We start from the raw sequence: 17,776 nt of genomic DNA on the forward strand, positions 1-17,776 counted from the left end.
ATCGGAATCGGATTGGTTTCCATAAACGCAAGCGCAAAGGCTTCTATAAAATCGTAATGTATCTTTCTGGCTTCGGTAATCTTTCCATCCTGAAAGTATTTAACCATCTCTACCATTGCTTTTGGATAGAGATTCGATACGACGGAAACCACCCCTACCCCTCCGATCGCAAGCAAAGGAAGCGTGAGATTATCGTCTCCAGATAGTACAGTCATTTTATTTCCTACCAAAGAAATCAGTTTTCCCATCTGTCCCAGATCTCCCGTCGCTTCCTTCATCGATCGAATCCGTTTGACCTCGCTCAAACGCAGAACGGTTTCCGGTTGTAGATTTACGGAGGTTCTGCCGGGTATATTGTAGAGCATTACGGGGACGGAAGAATGTTCGGCAATCGCTTGGAAGTGTTGAAAAAGTCCTTCTTGTGTCGGCTTATTGTAGTATGGATTTACGGATAGGATCCCATCCACTCCGTCCTTGCAAGCGGCTTCGGTAAGTTCAATTGCCTCCCGGGTGGAATTGGAACCGGTTCCGGCTACGACTTGGATTTTTCCCTGTACGGCTTTGACGGTTTCCCGGATTAATTCAGCGTGTTCGGCATGGGAAAGAGTCGGCGATTCTCCCGTTGTTCCACAAGGCACAACTCCGTTCACTCCCGCCTTGATTTGTTTTTCCAGTAGTTTGTTATAGCTGTCGTAGTCAACTTTATCGTTTTTGAATGGTGTGATGATCGCCGTATAAACGCCCTGGAACATAAGGTTAGGTTCTTTCCTTTAGCTTGATTTGGCAATCAAAATCGTTTCGATTTCTGATTGCAGTGAGGCTTGTTCCTTCTAGGCTGGACCGCTAGTGAAACAGATTTCTTTTTTCTGGAACCCTGGACTTTCGTGTGTTCTCGTTTTTTTGGTCACGTTCTTTTTCTCCTGGATCTATCTTCATTCCAAACGGTTCGGAATCTCGGACATTTCGAACGAAAGAAGTATGCACGTCGGCACGACAAAAAAATCGGGAGGAATTTGGATCTTTCTTCCCGTTTTTTGTTTGGCCGTGATTTGGTTCGGAGGATTTGAAATTCCGGATCGGAAAATTCTTCTTTTCTTTGTGGGTCTGTTGTTCTTTTTTTCTATCGGCCTTTTGGACGATCTACTTTCTCTCGGTTCGGGTATCCGTCTCGTTTTGGAATTTTTTTTCCTGTTCTTTCTTTTTCTTCTGGAACCGATTCGATTTTCGTTTTTGGGTTTCGACACCGGAAACGTTCCCGGGCTTTCCACGTCGTTTTTGATCGTCTACGTTTTGTTCGTCGTCAACGTTTGTAATTTTATGGATGGCCTTGATACGTATCTCTCCTCTCATTTTCTCCTTTCGGTCCTTGCGTTCCCGTTTTTATTTCAATCTCAGCTTCCTTCAGTTTTTTTTTGGATCTGCGCGGGCGTTTTCGGTTTTTTGGGTTTCAATTTACCCAAAGCAAAACTTTTTTTAGGAGATGCGGGTTCGCTTCCTCTCGGTTATTCCATTGCGGTTCTTCCTTTATTTTTTATCGATGAATATCATTGGGCCCATTTTGAAATCACCTCAGCTTTCTTTTTGCTTCCCGTTTTTTTTGTGGACGGTGTTATCACAATCCTACTTCGACTTAAGGATCGGGAAAATATTCTCAAAGCACATCGTAGACATCTTTATCAACTAGTCGCCGTTAGTTCGGTTAACAAAGGCTCAGTAGCATTTCTTTTTACGGCTGCTAACCTTCCGGCTATGTTTCTTTTTGCAATTCATCGTAGCACGGGTATTCCAGGTAGTATCGTATTTTGGTTTTGTTTAGCGGGTTATGCAGGATTGTATTTTTTATTGTTTCGTAGATTCGGATTTTCCACCAAACATCATTGATATAGTACATTTATCCAAACTAGTAAGAAAATAATGAGTAAATTGATGACTCCATTCTTTTTTTCCTACTTCTGTTACAATTTACGCAATCCTTTTTAGATCGTGCTGTAAATTACGATCGAGACGTTCGATCTGTTTTTCTGACGATGCTCTTGGTAGACTTTGGATCTAGAGTTGTTCGTAAACGCCTACGTTGTTCTCCTTCGTATGAAGATCGCTTATTACCCTAAAGATTACCGGATCAAGGCAAAGGCGGAAAAAATATTTACAACTTTGATTGAGGCGTCATATCAGAACTGTATTAAAAACCTTTAAAGAAATCAGTTACAATGATCTCTTTAAGTTCGTAGTAAAATATAGAAATTCCTATAAATTACGTCCCTTTGGTAGTTTACGAGCTTTCGAGCGTATTTTATAATTGTTAAGTTCTCATAGAGGCCCAAGGTTTTTGGACAAGTTTTGATTAACGGTAAGGTAGTTTGAACTCTTTTCATCCATCCGATTTCAGGTTTTTTCCGTTATTCTAGCTTGGAGAATCGTGTCATGTTTGTAACCGCAATTCTCAACGGTTTACCGCAATTCCAGTCGGATACATTGTTCAATTTTTGTGCCAAGCGTTTCAATCTTCTCATACTTCCACGCACAAAGTGTTCGTGGATTTTTCTTTAAGAATAGGTTCACACACACAGCAGTCGCCCAGAAGAGCGTATTGTATATAAACCCATAAAATCAACACCAAAATAGGTTCAAAAATAATAATAACCTAATGGTATATAGTTTCAAAATTTGAAACGGTAGAAATCAAATACCTACAAGTCCGGAGGCAATTTTAAAAGTAAATTCCAACCTCAGGATTTTCTAAAGATAGAATTACAAATTACTTTTCGTTCCGGTAAATTGAGATCCATTTTATAATTTTCCAAGTCTACAATTCGATCATCCTATACTTTCAAAGTGAATTTGCACTCTTAAACCCTGTATATTTTTATAAAAATATCCTATTTTGGTATATTCCATTCCAGAATGTAAAATTTCTCCGTTTTGTTCAAATCCCTTTATTCACGCGAAGCGAAAATTTTTTGCAAAAATTTAATCGCTGCCAGAAAAGACGCCGACCTTACTCAGTTTGAGGTTGCTACTCGTTTGGGCCAACCTCAATCTTATATTTCCAAAATTGAATCCGGTGAAAGACGTCTTGACGTTATCGAATTCTGGAGAATCTATAAAATCCTTGGCAAATCCTTTGAATTTTACTTTCATTTTGACGAAAAACCGGAAGGTTTTGAGAAAAGATCCAAAACTCTCAAGGCGGCTAGCAGTAAACGTAAAAAAAAGCTTTCTAAGTCCTAAATTTATAAATCGTTCCTTTTGTTTGTAATCAATCTACCCCAAAATCGATGGTTTATATTTTTGGAACAGGTTTTTAGTTTCTGCATCCGCAATTCTTTTCGTTGAATAATCGAAAGTCATTTCGGTTTGTTTCTCATCAATTCGTTCTGCAGAATAGTTTCGAATTAGATTTTTTTTAGAAGCTTTTTTATACTTTTTTGTCTTTCGTTGCTTTGGTAGGAACCACTACTTTTCTGGCTATTTCCCAAGTTTGAATTTGTCCGCCGCTGTTTGTTACCAGACCGGAGTTCGAAGTATTTCCCACTTGTGTTCCAGGTGTATATTGTAAGGAGTTTATAATGTTAGAATCTGCGAGTATGATAACGTCGGCTCCCTGTTCTCTTGCTTTTTCTTTCACGTATTCGATACAATGATTCAATTGTCCACAACGAACTTCTACAATTCCAATCTGTTCTACTTGATAATCAGGGACCGCCCTCAGAATCACATCAATAGGTTCCGTTTCGGCGAGAGGAGGATAATTTTTTCCGGTAATTGTAAGACTTCCCATTGCACAATTTGTTAAGTTCAAAAAAACGAAACAAACTAATATAATCAGTTTAAATATGTAAGTCATCATTTAATAGTAGTTCTCCTTTTCATCGGACTTGAATCTTTTTTTTTCACTTACTTCTACGTCAATTTAAAATTATTTTTATTCAACGATAAGAATGATCAACTTATGATATCAATGAATACGCCCGTAATCGTCTTCTCGTCGATAGGAATTTCAACCTGCTAATAAACGTTCTCTGGATTTCACTTTATTGGATTAGAATAAATCCCTAGCAATTTCAGTTGTCTCACTCATTAGATCATCTACGAACATAACTTTCATGTGTTAGTTTCTCAACATCCTCATTTCCTTGATTGTCGGTTTCCGGCATAATATTTGAATCAGCCTCAGTCCTACATCTATTTTGATTCATAAATAAAAATTATAAAACAGATGCAAATTTCCACTCCAAACAAGCATGGGATACAAAAAAGACTCTTTTTGAAATCCGTTTGAATTTTTAATATTTTAAAAATGTAACCGCCAACGGATTCATTTGTAAATCAAACCTTCAGATTTTGAGGCACTCCGTCATAAGTTTGATATAATAATTAAAGTAACATCACAAAAAAACAGAATTTTTTGAAATGCTGTGGTCACAACGGGGCTTATTTTTTTCATAGTCGAAATGAAACTTTTGTAATTGGGACGTTTCTCGTCTTTTCCATTTGTAGCATAGATATAAGAATCGTAATGTGTTTTCAGCTAACAAATGTATATCGGACGAGGACGTAAGAAATCAAAAGCGTAAAACAAAGAGGTGAAAGATGTTGAAAGTTCGTCGGGTGTCGTATATTCATTTAATATCATTAATATTCATACCACTTTTTGCGACCTGTAGTTGGTTGGAAAAGGACCATAACACGATGGATAACGTGGACCTTGCGGGAGCGATTTGGTTAGCCGCGGAACCTGTAAAGACCCAAGTGAACAACGAAGGTGTGCCTGTAAAACCGGGTAACTCCGGATCAGGAGGAACTGGATCCACTCCAGTAACACCCGTAGACGCAATTTTTAATCTACCTCCGGGAAGATCGGTAAACGCCAACGCTCTGATGGGAACGATCGATCCAACGGGTACAAACATAGTAAACGACTTTGACGGAGACGGGATCTTAAATCAAAACGAAACACTGACTAACGTATGGGTGGCGGATTATCCGCAAATTGAAACAACGATCGCACCTCCTGTGACTTTAAAGATACAGATCTTAAAAAACTCAAGCAACCAAAGCGATCAGATCGTAAGTGAAATCAACTCAAACGATTTTGAAGCCTCTAAAAACGAAGGATCCGAAAAAATACACCAGAACGAGTTGAATGAAAGAACCGTACAGTTTCAGGATTCTTTTAGTTCAGAAACGGAAACGGGACTGTCCCACGAAAGAAGCATATCCGCAGGAATGAATTCGGGATTTGGAATGGGACTTGTTTCTGTGGGTATGAACTACAGCAACAGTACTAGAGACAGTTGGAACGCAAAAAATGCTACGTCTTCAACTACAACCAAATGGGCGGATCGGCCTTTTAAAAACAATATCGATCGGGACGCTTGGAATTTAAAATCGGATTCGTCCACAAACAAAGCCAGAAAGTATCGATCCGATAAATCCTCTAAGATCAACGAAACATCCACGGTAGAACCGAATGCGGGAGTAGTCAGAGCCGCTTTGTATATTAAAAATCTATCAGTCAATATGCCCGTAAAAATATCGAATATACTCTGTTCTTTGATGTTTGAAACACCCGGAGGGGAACTGGTTCCCATGTCTTCTTTTAGACTGAGAAACGACGACTACAGTCTTTTTGAAGTGGAAGTATATGGAGGATCCGACTTTGGCCCTTACGTAGTAGAATTAACGAATTTGAATACATCGGAAGTGGAAAAGGCGATCGCAGCGGGATATACACCTAAGATCATGATCGTGGACTATACCATGACTCACGTAGCGGATTCCAATTACAAATCGTCTTTATTGAGTTTTACTGGAAACAATCTAAAGATCATCGAAGAGAACGCGAAAGGAAGAACTGCACTCGTAAAAGTGTACGGACCCGGAATCAGAGAGATGTATCGTGTGACCGCATTTGATACACCGAACGTATCCAATCCGTGTAACACAAAGTCTACGGACGTATTTTCTCCTGGGATCAGTTTAAAAAAGCTTTGGAAAGAATTTCCTGTTCGGGTGAGAATATTACATTTAAGGATTATGTAATAGACTTGTCGGAATCGGCTCCAACTCTTGCGGAATCCAGAGTGTATTTAAAAGGGATCGAATCTTTTGGAGGAATTAGTACAAACCTTCCCTGTGCGGATGAAACGAGTACGGGATCGGATGGTGTTACAAGAACCGCCTGTGTTCAAAAACCGTATAGCCAATGGACGGAAGCCGAAAAAACGAACTCAGGAGTTTGGGCGATTTATTCCAAGGGTAAATTTTATTCTCCCACGGACTACTGGACCGACTCCGGAAGTGTACGTAAATTTGATCCTTGGAGAGGTGCGTCTGCGGCTCCTGTTTTAAAGGGTGTGGATTCCGTCATTTGGGCGGGTGATAACTACGACTTAGTTTACATTTCCTTTAAGGACTTTATCAAAGTGGAACAGAAGTTCGGAACCAATCCTTTGGAAACGGGAAACGGTTATCCTTTGAATACGAAATGGGATCTTAAAATTTTAGGAAATCATCCTTATTATCCGGATACGAATTCCCTTTATTTAGGCGAGGTTGGTTTTGGAGAAAGGATTGAATTAAAAATCAAATTAGACAAAACGAAATATCTTTCGCCTAACTTCGGTTCTGCGGTGGACACAGGACCGTATCAATACTTCACGAATTTCACTTACAATCCTCAAGTGTCTTCGGATCGTTACAATATCAACCAAGCCGCCGATTTTGAGATCAGTCTGGGTTTTGGCGGGAATCGTACGGATTGGTTTCACGTCATTAAGGACTTGAGTTCGAACGATCCTTACAAACTGAAAAACTGCGGGACTACTTTGGATTTTATCAGCCAGACGTATACCCTTTGTGTCCAACTTCCTACTTTGAGTACTTCTGTGGATCCTGCGATCAGTTTAGTTAAATTGTATGTTCGGCCTTCTTTGAATAGTGCGTATCGTAAAACGATCTGGCCTTTGCACTTCTCCCAGGTTCGTAAGTTAAAAGGAGAAGCGGGTGTTCCGATTGTTAAAGGTACAAGCCTTGTGAAAGTGGCGAGCTCTTACGGTTCCGTAAACGTAGGTGACAACTTTTTTATCCAAGGAGATTCCACTAACTACAAAGTGGTTCAGGTTTTACCTGCGGCACAGGACGGCTCTTTTGACGTTCAGTTGGATCGTCTGATTCAAATAGACGCTCCCAAAACGACTTCTATGTATGTGCCTGGAACTTTGACTTCTCCGGATGTCAGGCTTTCTATGGATACAGGGTTTACGACCGACTGGAACAATTTTGTGAATTCTTCCTTTAATTCCACCTCTTTTGATCTGGTTCAATACAAACCTTTTGTTTCAAGCGGTAACGTTAACTGTTCTTCGATTCCTTTCCATCCCGGTTCTTGTTTGGGTTTTACTCCGGAGCTTAATTCTCTCAATTGGATGGGGATTTTCAACGAAGGTGTGGCGCTTTGGAATTCCTGGGCCGATGGCGGTGACTTTAGCAATTTCTTGTATTCTGGTTTGGTTCGTTTGACGGCTCCGAGTGGTAAGTCGTATCGTTTGGAAAGTACAAACACAGATTTTCCGATCAGTGCGGACGTGAATGCTCAAGCTTTAGACTCACCTTCCATAGTGAATTACGGAGACGTTGCGTTGACTGTTTGGAGACAAGGCACGACTCTGATTGGAAGATATAACCAGGTCAATACAGGTCAAGCGATCGGAAATCCGTTTAACATCAACAGTGCTGCAGCTACTAATAATTTTGTAGTCAAAGCAAAGAATGGGAAAGCGGTCATTGTTTGGGAAAGTGGATACAATATCTATGCAATTGTCAAAGATTTGAATACACTGGCTTCAGTTGGAAGTGAGATCTTGGTTGTAACCAGACTACAACCGAGTAGCGTCGGATTCTATTTTTTAAGTCCGGGAAATCCTCCTTTCGGTTATAGCTTTGATGTTAGTATTGGAAATGATCGAGCTGCGATCGTTTGGAACGACTTTACCACTACATTTCAATATACGCTAACGGCTTCGCCAAACCCTTACATGGATCTCAACACCTATTGCATGCAGTATAGTTGTACCTTTGATGAAATTAAAACTTATCAAGCTAATGCTCGTATTTTACGTTTAGATACGGGTGTCTTTCAAGGAGGGAATATTTCCATTTGGAGTTTTGCAAATACTAGAACCAGTTATTTTTGGGGTGAATTTCCAAGTCTTACACCAGTTTATCAAATTGACATTGCAGCAAACGCAAACGACAACAACCACCTTGTGTATGCTTGGAATGTTCGACTATCATCCGGTGGCGATTCTCATACTACCTATGGCTCGGTATACAACCTGAGTACGGGAGCCAAAATCGGTTCGACTCAGACCATTGTCAGCGAAGCCACAAGGCCCGTGGATTCCTTACAAGTAGGAGCTGCTACGGGAAGAGGAATGGTACTTTGGAGAAGAAACGACGGGATGATTTTAGGAAGAGGAATCGATACTTCGAATTCCAATTTATTAGGAACTTCGAATATTGAAGTGGAATCCGGAGGTGTGGATTCTCTTAAACTCAATAGTTTTGGAGATAGAGGACTTTTTACATATAGAAAGAACGGTAAGGATTTGTTCTTAAAGGTTCTAGACTTGCAAGCGGGACAGTTATTGTATCCGAATGCGTTGTCTCTGGCTCAGGCCAATGTGGATTCTAGAAACTTTGTTAACTCCGTATTGACGGGTAATAAAATTTTAACCACCTGGGATCAAGTCAATGGGACAAGACGAACCAATTGGGGTAGAGTCAGCGATCTATCCACATTTACAGTAGACGGTCCGAAGGAATTTCAGATCAGTACTACAAACGAAGGAGTTCAATACAGGGGAACTGCTGTTGTAGACAACGGTTTTGGACTTGTGACTTGGCTTTCTCAAGACAAAACACAACAGAGAATTAGAGGTTACAAAGTAGATCTTGCCAACCCGGGCGCTTTGAAATACGGTCTGAATAACTTCTTTGTGTCTCCTTTGATCGAAAGGGACTTTACGATCCGAGCGAAGATCAAGTACTAAAACGTTTCGTTAGAGGGATGGGCGGTTTTTAGAAATAAAGCCGCCTATTGTGTTTTTAGAAATGGAAATGAAATTATATAAATATAAAAATTTCAATTTGTCGGAGTTACTACAATTTTTTGTAATACTCGGCCCCTCCCTTCTTTGGGTGGGGGGTGAGGTGGTGGGAAAACTCGGGTGATTTTTCTCTACCACAAAATCATACTTTTTGCAAGCGCGAAGTATGATTCCTGTCGGAACATTTACAAAAAAAGTCTCCGGGGAACATACCCATTTCCAAGATTTTTAGAAGGTAGTATAACGGGGTTAAAACGCTGAAAGGAAAATTTGTCTTCAAACGATCGAGGTTTTATTGTATTTGAGAGTTTGTTTTACGGATCTTTAGACAATTGAGTGTCTCGATTTTGATTTCAAATCTATGTTTAAACGCTCTGTTATACGGTTCCGAGTAAAAACAAACAACGAATGATTATATTATAAAAGCAACATGTACTAAAGTTGAAAGAGAAACAAAGACAAACGCGAAACTAAAAGATTCGATAAAAAATGAAAAAAAACAAGCAAACAAAATGAGCGAAAAAGAACCAAACAGAAACACAGAGAAAAAACAGAATGCGCAGATAAGAGAAACTTCACCGCAAAAGAAATGGGGAGGATTCTCTTTTGATTCTTTTGAAATATTCTGGGAACCTGGTCGCACTCATACATTCAAATATATAAATATACTACTCTTCTCCTGTATTTTATTCGTAACAACAACGTGTGGAATTTTGCCTGGACAAAAAGGAAAGTCCAACAACTGGTGGTGGGCTTTACTCGGAATACCAAACGGAACGAGTTTTCCCTCATCTGGCAGCGGAATGGGAAGTAGTCCTGTTTCTGGGAATGGATCACCCGGAAGCGCACCGGCGCCGGAAGGAAGTGACCTCTTTTCTATCTCGACTAACTACGCGCAAGCGATCGACGCACCCGAAACAAAAGCGGAAGCGATTGTGGGAGCTGCCTTTGTAGCACCTCCCGAAGTGAACCACTTCGGAGGAATCAGTCTAACGTATCCCATACATACACCTCCTGGACGTGCGGGAGTAGAACCCAAGCTAAGTCTAACGTATTCCTCCACGGGAGGAGACGGATGGTTAGGAATTGGATGGAGCCTGGGACTTGGATCCATCACAAGAACACCCGAATACGGAGCCCTTTACTACGATACAAGAGACAGTTTTACCTGGAACGGACAAAGGCTCGTAAAAGTAAGCGGAAATACAACAAACGAAAACGGAGTCTATCGCCCTGAAATTACAAGTGATGATTTAGTCGTATTAAAACTTTCTCAAATAGAGAGTGGTGGGATTTGGGAAATACTCGATTCATCCGGAACGAAAACCTTCTACGGTGAAAGTTTCGAAAGCAGAATTTTTGACCCGAACCTCTCCAGCCAAACGTATAGCTGGTATTTGACAAGGACCGAAGACAAAAACGGAAACTATCTCCAAGCGAATTATGACAATTCGGAATATTCAAAAAACAGAAATCTTTTTCTAAAAGAAATCAGATATACCGGGAACTCTAAGAGTGGTGTGCCCGCACGCCAATACGTAAAGTTTTTCACAAAACAAAGAGAGGATTTTTACGTTTCCACTTCTCCCGGATTTCTCATGAGGATGGACAGGATTCTGGAAAGAATCGAAGTCGGCTGGGACAACGGAGGAAAACTCTGGGAATATACTCCCATATATGAAACTTCTTCCGACTCAGGAAGACCTAGAATCAAAACCATACAATCGAGTAAACACACGACAAAACCGGAGTTTGAATACCAAACATCCAGTCGTTACTTGATCTGGCAGAATATAGTCAATCAAACGTCATCCGAAATCGAAGAAGATCCGAACTCCACACAATACTTCGAAGGAGATTTTAACGGAGACGGGATCAGTGATTTGCTCTTTTTTAATCCGAAGTCAGGAAATTGGAAAGCGGCAGAAGGCAGAAAGGAAGGAGGCTACAACTTCAAACTGTATGCAAACCGGTATCAAGGATATACAAACGAGGAAAAGATAAAATTCTTCAAAGGAAATGTAAGTGGAGATTACAACGGAGACGGAAGAAGCGACATTGCATTCTACTTGCCGGAAACCAGAGATTTCATCGTAGCAGAACACGACGGAAGAGTATTTCAATTCAAATCGTATGGAAGACTCATGGCTGGTATCCCGGACATCTTTCGGATGGAATGGTTTCCAGGAGATTATGACGGAAACGGACTGAGTGACTCGGTATTGTTTGATGAGCCTAGCGGTCAGTGGACTTTGATGCTCAACAAAGGAGGAAGTTTTGAATTTTTAAGGTTTAGTAAGAAGTTTCAAAACGTATTCAGAAACGATTATACACCGGATGGAAACTTAGACAGCATTAGCACAAACGATTCTTCTAAACCTGGAAAGGATCACGACAAAGTAAACTTTCTCGTAGGTGATTACAACGGAGACGGAAGAACCGATATTTCTCTCTACGATTCAAGGTCCGGAAAATGGTTCGTAGGTGAGAATTATCGTAACGAAAACAAATCCGATCCGGTTTATTTTAAACTTCAGTGGAAGCTCTACAAAGTGTTTACAGCCCCCGAACAGTCGTTATTCGGACACGACCGTTTTAGTGGGGACTTTAATGGAGACGGTTTTTCGGACTTTCTCATATTCGATCGAAGTAATGGAGAATGGACGTTAGGTGAAACGGGTGACAGAACGATCAATTTCAAGATTTGGTCGAGAACTCCTCAGTTCAAAACCGTAACTCGTTGGATCCAAGGGGATTTTAACGGAGATGGAAGATCCGATATTGGATTTTACTCCTCAAGCGACAGCAAGTTCTGGATCGGAGAAGCGACACAGAACGGGTTTAGATTCAAGATATATAACGATATGAGTTACGGTCCGGACCAGGATCGGATTTTAAAAACTCCTCTTCCTAAGGACGAGGTAAAAATAGAATCGGGTAGAACTAGTTTTGCAGTATCGAGCAACACTAAGACAGTTCTGCTGAATTACAAATATGACGGAAATCTAAACTCTGGAAAAGGAGAACTTGTATTTCCGGGATGTTTTACAATAGATGATTGTTCTAATTCTCCCGAGCTTTTGATCTTTAACCGTAAAGATAACGTATGGAATTTGAAACAAGGAAACTCGTTTGTACCGAGGGTCAATACATCTTTGAATCCGGAAGGAACAGGAATTACGACCTTCTTCGGTGGAAAACCAGACCGCTATACGAACAATTTAAAAGACGAGGTTCTCTTTTACAAAAAACAAGGAAATACGAATCAGTTTTTTGTGTTAAAACACACGAACGGAAATGCATTCGACATTTCTAATTTAGCTTCCTTTAGCGATACGGACGTTTCTAAGTTTGATCCGAATAACAGCGGAACCGTGATAGACTATTTTGAGAACAATACTTCTCAGTCGGTTCTCATCTTGGATGATCAGACTGTAAGTGGAACTGCAAGGTTTGTACTTTCCGGTCTAGGTGGTACTAAGTTTTTAACTCCGAATGGAGATTTAACTACTACCGACTTAAACGACCTCTTCCAAGCTGGAACAAACGAGAATAGACAACGTAGAAAAGAATTCAGTTTCTTTTCAGGTAAGTTTACAACCACACAAGCTCAGCTTGTGATCGTAGATCGAAGAAGCACGGTTCACAAATGGTATTTGGGAACGATCAATGCAAACGCCATTCAATTCAAACGTTTGACCGGAGACATACAACTTCCTATCACAACTTCGGAATACAACGCAGCAAGCCCCGCGGGGATTATATATGCGCTCACTTCCGACGGCTCGATCGTGTTTGGGAAAAACTTAGACAACGGGACTTCGTTTACCAAAGTTAAAATTAATACGACTTTCGTTTCCAGAACCCTCTACAATGCGGGAACGATATCGTTTAGCGATCGTTTCGACAATTACGGAAATCCGATTCTCATCTCAGGCGGGGAAGACAAGCTGTATGACTTAGCACAGAGTAGAATTGTATCTCTTCCTAACAATGTTGTTGTGAAGAATTTAGACAGGCCTGATCTGATCGCGCAAGTCTATGTTTTCCGTTGGATCCAAGGAGATTACAACGGGGATGGACTTACAGACATTGGAATCTTTCATTTGAAAGAACCGACTTGGTATTTTGCACTTTCTACAGGAAGTGTTCCAGACGTCATTGAGAGAGTGAAAAACGGAATCGGAGGCATTTATGAATTTGAATATACCAATTCCACGAAGTTTGACAATACGGGGGACGATGATATTCCGGATTTGCCAACGAGTTACAGAGTTTGCACCCAAGTTAAGTTAAACGACGGTTTTTCCAACATCATCACAAAGAATTACGAATACAAGAATGGATTTGCGTTCTCTGCATTTTTAAACGGAAAAAAAGAAACGGATTACTTTGGGTTTTCTGAGTTTACCGTTCAAGAAGGCTATGGAGAAAGAACAACTCACAAATACCATACGACTCCGTATTCTGACTTTCTAATGAACCGAGCACTTGGTGGAGCAGAGAAAGAAACTCGTATCATCGGGAATGACAACAATGACTATGGTATCATTCAAACAACGTATGATGTAAAACAGATTACGAACACACCGGGAATCACAAGTTACCTTCCTGTTACGACTAAGATTGAGAAGTTTTTGAGCGGTCAAAGAACCACAACACAAACCTCCGACATCATTTTTAGTGGAGCCAAGATCAGTCGGAAAACCGACAGTGTTACCGATCATTTTAGTGATTCCGTGCACGGTGTTACGACCACGATAAACAGTACGGATTTTGAAACCGATGATACGACCAATCAAAGAAGAGCAACGCGTCAAGTTTCTTTTTCCGGAAGCGCCAATGAAACGACCTCTCTTGCAACCTACGATTCCAGAGGGAATCTTACGAGAAACGTTACGAGTTATACTGGAAGCGGGCTCAGTCCTGTGGGTTCCAAAACGATGGAATACGATTACGACTCGAACGGAAATCAGATTTTCGAAAGAGATGCGAGTTCCAGTCCTCCGCGTGGGAGTTCCTACGTTTACGACAACGAACTGAATCAATTTGTAACGCAGGAAACAAAATTCGGTGGAAGTATTTCTTTTACGACGACACATCAGATCCATTACGGATCTGCGTTTGGAGTTCCGACCACAACCACAGATGCAAACGGAAATCAAACGTTTTTTGAATATGATGATTTTGGAAGGCTGGTTCGAACGAGTTCCGACACGGATGATGGAACTACTACAACTGCAAACTATTCTTACGACGCTTCTTTTCCTTTGAGTGCAAAGACAACTTTCCCGACAGGCAACGGAGATCCGGACTTTGTATCTCGCACCTATTCCGACGGAATGGGTCGTAACATCTATACAGTCAAATCTGCGTCTAACGGTAATTTTGCGATCACGGGAAGACTTGTGTATGACGGGACTGGAAAGGTAATTCGAAAAGGTCAATCGAGCTGGGCAACGTCGGGAGAAATCGACAGATTTGTTCTGCATTTAGAAGAAAGAAATCCAACCAGTTTTGAGTATGACCCGATTGGTCGGGTGAAAAAAACAACGTTGCCGCTTGCCCAAGGGGAAACTTCTCCTACAACGATCACAACCACGTACAATTCTGCGTTTGAAACGACTGAGACTCATTCAAGCGGTACGAACAAACGAATTGCAAAGAACGCAAAAGGAGAAGTCTTGTATGTAGAAGATTTTTCTACCGACGGGACTGCAGCCAAGATTGGTTTTTGTTACGACATTGCGGGAAACAGAATCAAGAAAAGTGACTTAAACGACGCAAGTTTGATGAGTTGCCCCAATCCAAGTGGAGGAGTTCCCACAAAAGACATCAGTGGCAAGAACCAAGCCTATTGGAGTTACGATGCATTCGGGAAATTGCGTGCCGAAAGTGATCCTGACTTGGGTGTGAGCTCCTACAACTACAACGCATTTGGAGATCTGACATCGAGCACGAATGCAAAAGGTGTTACGACAACACTGAGTTACGACGGTGTGGGAAGAATCCTGACTAAAAATATCCCAGAAGGGAACATTGGATATACCTATGATTCGTATCCAGGTAGTGAGAATTCTGTCGGAAGACTGGTACGTGTAGAAGACTCCAATCAAAACAAAACATTTAATTACGACAAGTTAGGTCGTGTCAAAAAAGAAACGAGAGCGATTTTAGCAACTTCCGCAGGAAACCCTCTTCCGACAGAAACACAGGGTCCATACATTACAGAAACTAAATACGACTTACTCGGTCGTGTGACTCGGATCGACTATCCGGAACATCCGATCAGTCACGGACGGATGCGTGCTTGTTATGACTATGGTTCTGCGGGTTACATTTCAGGGATTTCTGTTCAAGTAAACACGAACGGAATTTTACCGGGATATTGCAACAAGGACATCGTTGAAAATATCAGTTACAACGAGTTTGGTCAGACTTCAAGTTTAACCCTTGGAAACGGGATTACAACCAGTTATGGCTATGACGTCAAGGGTAGAATGGTTCGTCTGAATTCTTCCGGTGACGTGGATGGTAACAACAAGGTTCTGCAAGACGCTGTCTATTCTTTTAATCCGAACAACAACATTACGAATGTTGTTAATAATTCTACGGATTTTAACACTCAGTTTGTCTACAGCTACGACGGTTTGGGTCGTCTTACATCTGCTAACGGTAGTTATTTAGGAATTGCAGATGGGAATCTTTCCAGAAAGTTTCAGCAGTCTTTTGAATATGCAAAGAATGGAAACTTGACTTCTAAAAGAATTCATGATCCTGCGAGCAACAACGTCACAGACGAGTGGAGTTATGTTTATTCCAATCACCAGGTAACGAACATCGATTCTTCTAAGTCCGGAACTGACGCGTTTGTCATGCAGTATGACGCGAATGGAAATTTAACTCGTCAAAGAGACAATGTTAAGAATTTAACGAAACGGATCAGCATCGATTCTCAAGACAGGATTACTCAGATTCAAGACGGAAACAATGCGATCCTCGGTAGTTATTGGTATGATGAAGGCGGGTTTCGGATTCGAAAGTCTTCCTTAGAACCGAAGAACAATGTTTTTTCTAATGTTGAGATCTTGTATCCGAGCAAGTTCTTTGGTCTGGAGTTTATTGAGTCTGAAAATATACTCACTTCGGTGAACAATGTTTATCTCAATGGTGTTCGTATTGCTGCGTTAAATGAGGCGGGTGCCCTTGCGTATTACCTGACTGATCAAGTGGATTCCGTCTCTCACGTGTTAGACGATGATGGGAATACTCTTTCTCAAATCCAATACCAACCTTACGGTGAGACTTTTGTGCAACGGGGGGATTTGAATTTCTCTCCGAAATACAATTCGCAAGAGCTTGATCGGGAATCTGGATTTTACTTTTTCAATGCGAGATACTATGACCCTGGCATTGGACGATTTACAAGTGCCGATACGATCGTTGACGGGGAACTGGATACGCAGGGTTGGAATCGTTTCTCGTATGTGAAAGGGAATCCGATTGGCGCGAAGGATCCGACCGGGCATGATACTTTCTTATACTTTTACAAATCGGAAACAACAGATTCAGGAGCAGGTCACGTAGCAATTGGCGTTGGAACTCAAGAAAAACAAACATTGTATGAAGCAAATCCTGTAAACTCTGGCCCAATTAGAACGATGGAAAAAACTTATAAACATGAAGGCTCAATGGATGAAGTGCTAAAGAAAAATCATATTGGATCAAAAGGAAAGAATCCTGATTTGGTTTTGCAATTGAAAACAGATTCAAAAGGCACTGAGGATGGAAAGATCAAAGAGACTGCCGAAAAGTTTTTCGAGAAAAATAAAAACTGGACAGTTTTTAATGCCAATTGCACTGATTTAGCAAAACAAGGTACTGCACAGACAAAGTATAAAAGTGGAAAAGCGCCAATTTCCACACCTACGGACTTCGCGAATGATCTTCATAAAAATAACCAAGAGGCAATTAAGTCAGGAGATATTAAAGTTTTGAAAGGAGATTTTCAAAAATATAAAGATGGCACAGGGTCTGCAGCTGGTGTCAGTAAAGTTCTAGTTAACGATGCTAAAGAGGCAACTACAAAATCAATAAATGACATTTTTAAATAAGGTAAAATTGATAATGTTGGTAATGAAAACTATTACACTAGCGAGTAGCACTGGAATAATTTATGCGGCAATCATTCTGTTTTTTCATTTTGCGATGATTTCAAATATTACTCATAAATTTACATCAATATATTCAATTTTTATTATTTTATTTACATTTTTTGGAATAATTCTTTATTTACCGATGTTAATTTGGTATTTAATACGAATTAAATTTTGGCAAATGTTTTTGTTAATTTTTTTTAATATGTTTATACTCTTTACATTTCTTTACATAATCCAAAAAAAATTTCTTGAAGATATAGTTTTAGAAGAAATTTTTATACTTATTAGTCTACTTGTATCTATATCTTTAATTATCTTCATAAGACTAAATTTCACAAAGTCTAAAACGGGATCCCACTCGAACGATAATAGTGAGCCTAGCAAAAACTAAAAAAGCATAACGGATATAAAAAAAATCGTATTCTAAAACTATAATATAACGAAAAAACATTTATGCCCTAAAGATCTTTGAAAACGGTTTGCTTTTATTAGGAGAGATTTTAA

The 17,776-nt window shown here is 40.3% G+C and carries 5 protein-coding genes and 1 pseudogene (1 of these 6 running past the window's edge); 4 read left to right on the forward strand and 2 right to left on the reverse strand.

The genetic code is table 11. The features are described 5' to 3' along the window. Positions 1–752: the 5' portion of a 4-hydroxy-tetrahydrodipicolinate synthase gene (gene dapA, locus LEP1GSC190_RS12435; protein WP_002748074.1), read on the reverse strand. It extends 133 nt beyond the left edge of the window; the window shows 752 of its 885 coding nt (coding positions 1–752); the start codon lies at positions 750–752; its stop codon lies off the left edge, out of view. 94 nt (positions 753–846) lie between these two features. On the opposite strand from dapA, the gene LEP1GSC190_RS12440 reads away from it, so the two are divergent. Both LEP1GSC190_RS12440 and LEP1GSC190_RS12450 read left to right on the forward strand, forming a co-directional pair. Then, entirely contained in the window at positions 847–1,881 is a 1,035-nt protein-coding gene (locus LEP1GSC190_RS12440) for an MraY family glycosyltransferase (protein ID WP_002748115.1), read from the forward strand. 1,041 nt (positions 1,882–2,922) lie between these two features. Further along, a complete protein-coding gene (locus LEP1GSC190_RS12450; RefSeq protein ID WP_002748099.1) occupies positions 2,923–3,231 on the forward strand; it encodes a helix-turn-helix domain-containing protein in 309 nt (102 codons plus the stop codon). A 187-nt stretch (positions 3,232–3,418) separates the two neighbouring features. On the opposite strand, the gene LEP1GSC190_RS12455 is transcribed toward LEP1GSC190_RS12450, so the two are convergent. Then, complete coding sequence (locus LEP1GSC190_RS12455) at positions 3,419–3,850, reverse strand: LA_1841 family salt-regulated protein (RefSeq protein WP_002748112.1); 432 nt, start codon at positions 3,848–3,850, stop codon at positions 3,419–3,421. A gap of 743 nt (positions 3,851–4,593) precedes the next feature. Here LEP1GSC190_RS12455 and LEP1GSC190_RS12460 point away from each other — a divergent pair. Together LEP1GSC190_RS12460 and LEP1GSC190_RS12470 are read left to right on the forward strand one after the other, a co-directional pair. After that, positions 4,594–9,056 (forward strand): annotated as a pseudogene (locus tag LEP1GSC190_RS12460) (LIC12048 family lipoprotein). Positions 9,057–9,625: 569 nt separating this feature from the next. After that, a complete protein-coding gene (locus LEP1GSC190_RS12470; protein WP_237578303.1) occupies positions 9,626–17,227 on the forward strand; it encodes a SpvB/TcaC N-terminal domain-containing protein in 7,602 nt (2,533 codons plus the stop codon). The last annotated feature ends 549 nt before the right edge of the window (positions 17,228–17,776 follow it).

The sequence above is a fragment of the Leptospira mayottensis 200901116 genome (assembly GCF_000306675.2).
Classification (GTDB): Bacteria; Spirochaetota; Leptospiria; order Leptospirales; family Leptospiraceae; genus Leptospira; species Leptospira mayottensis.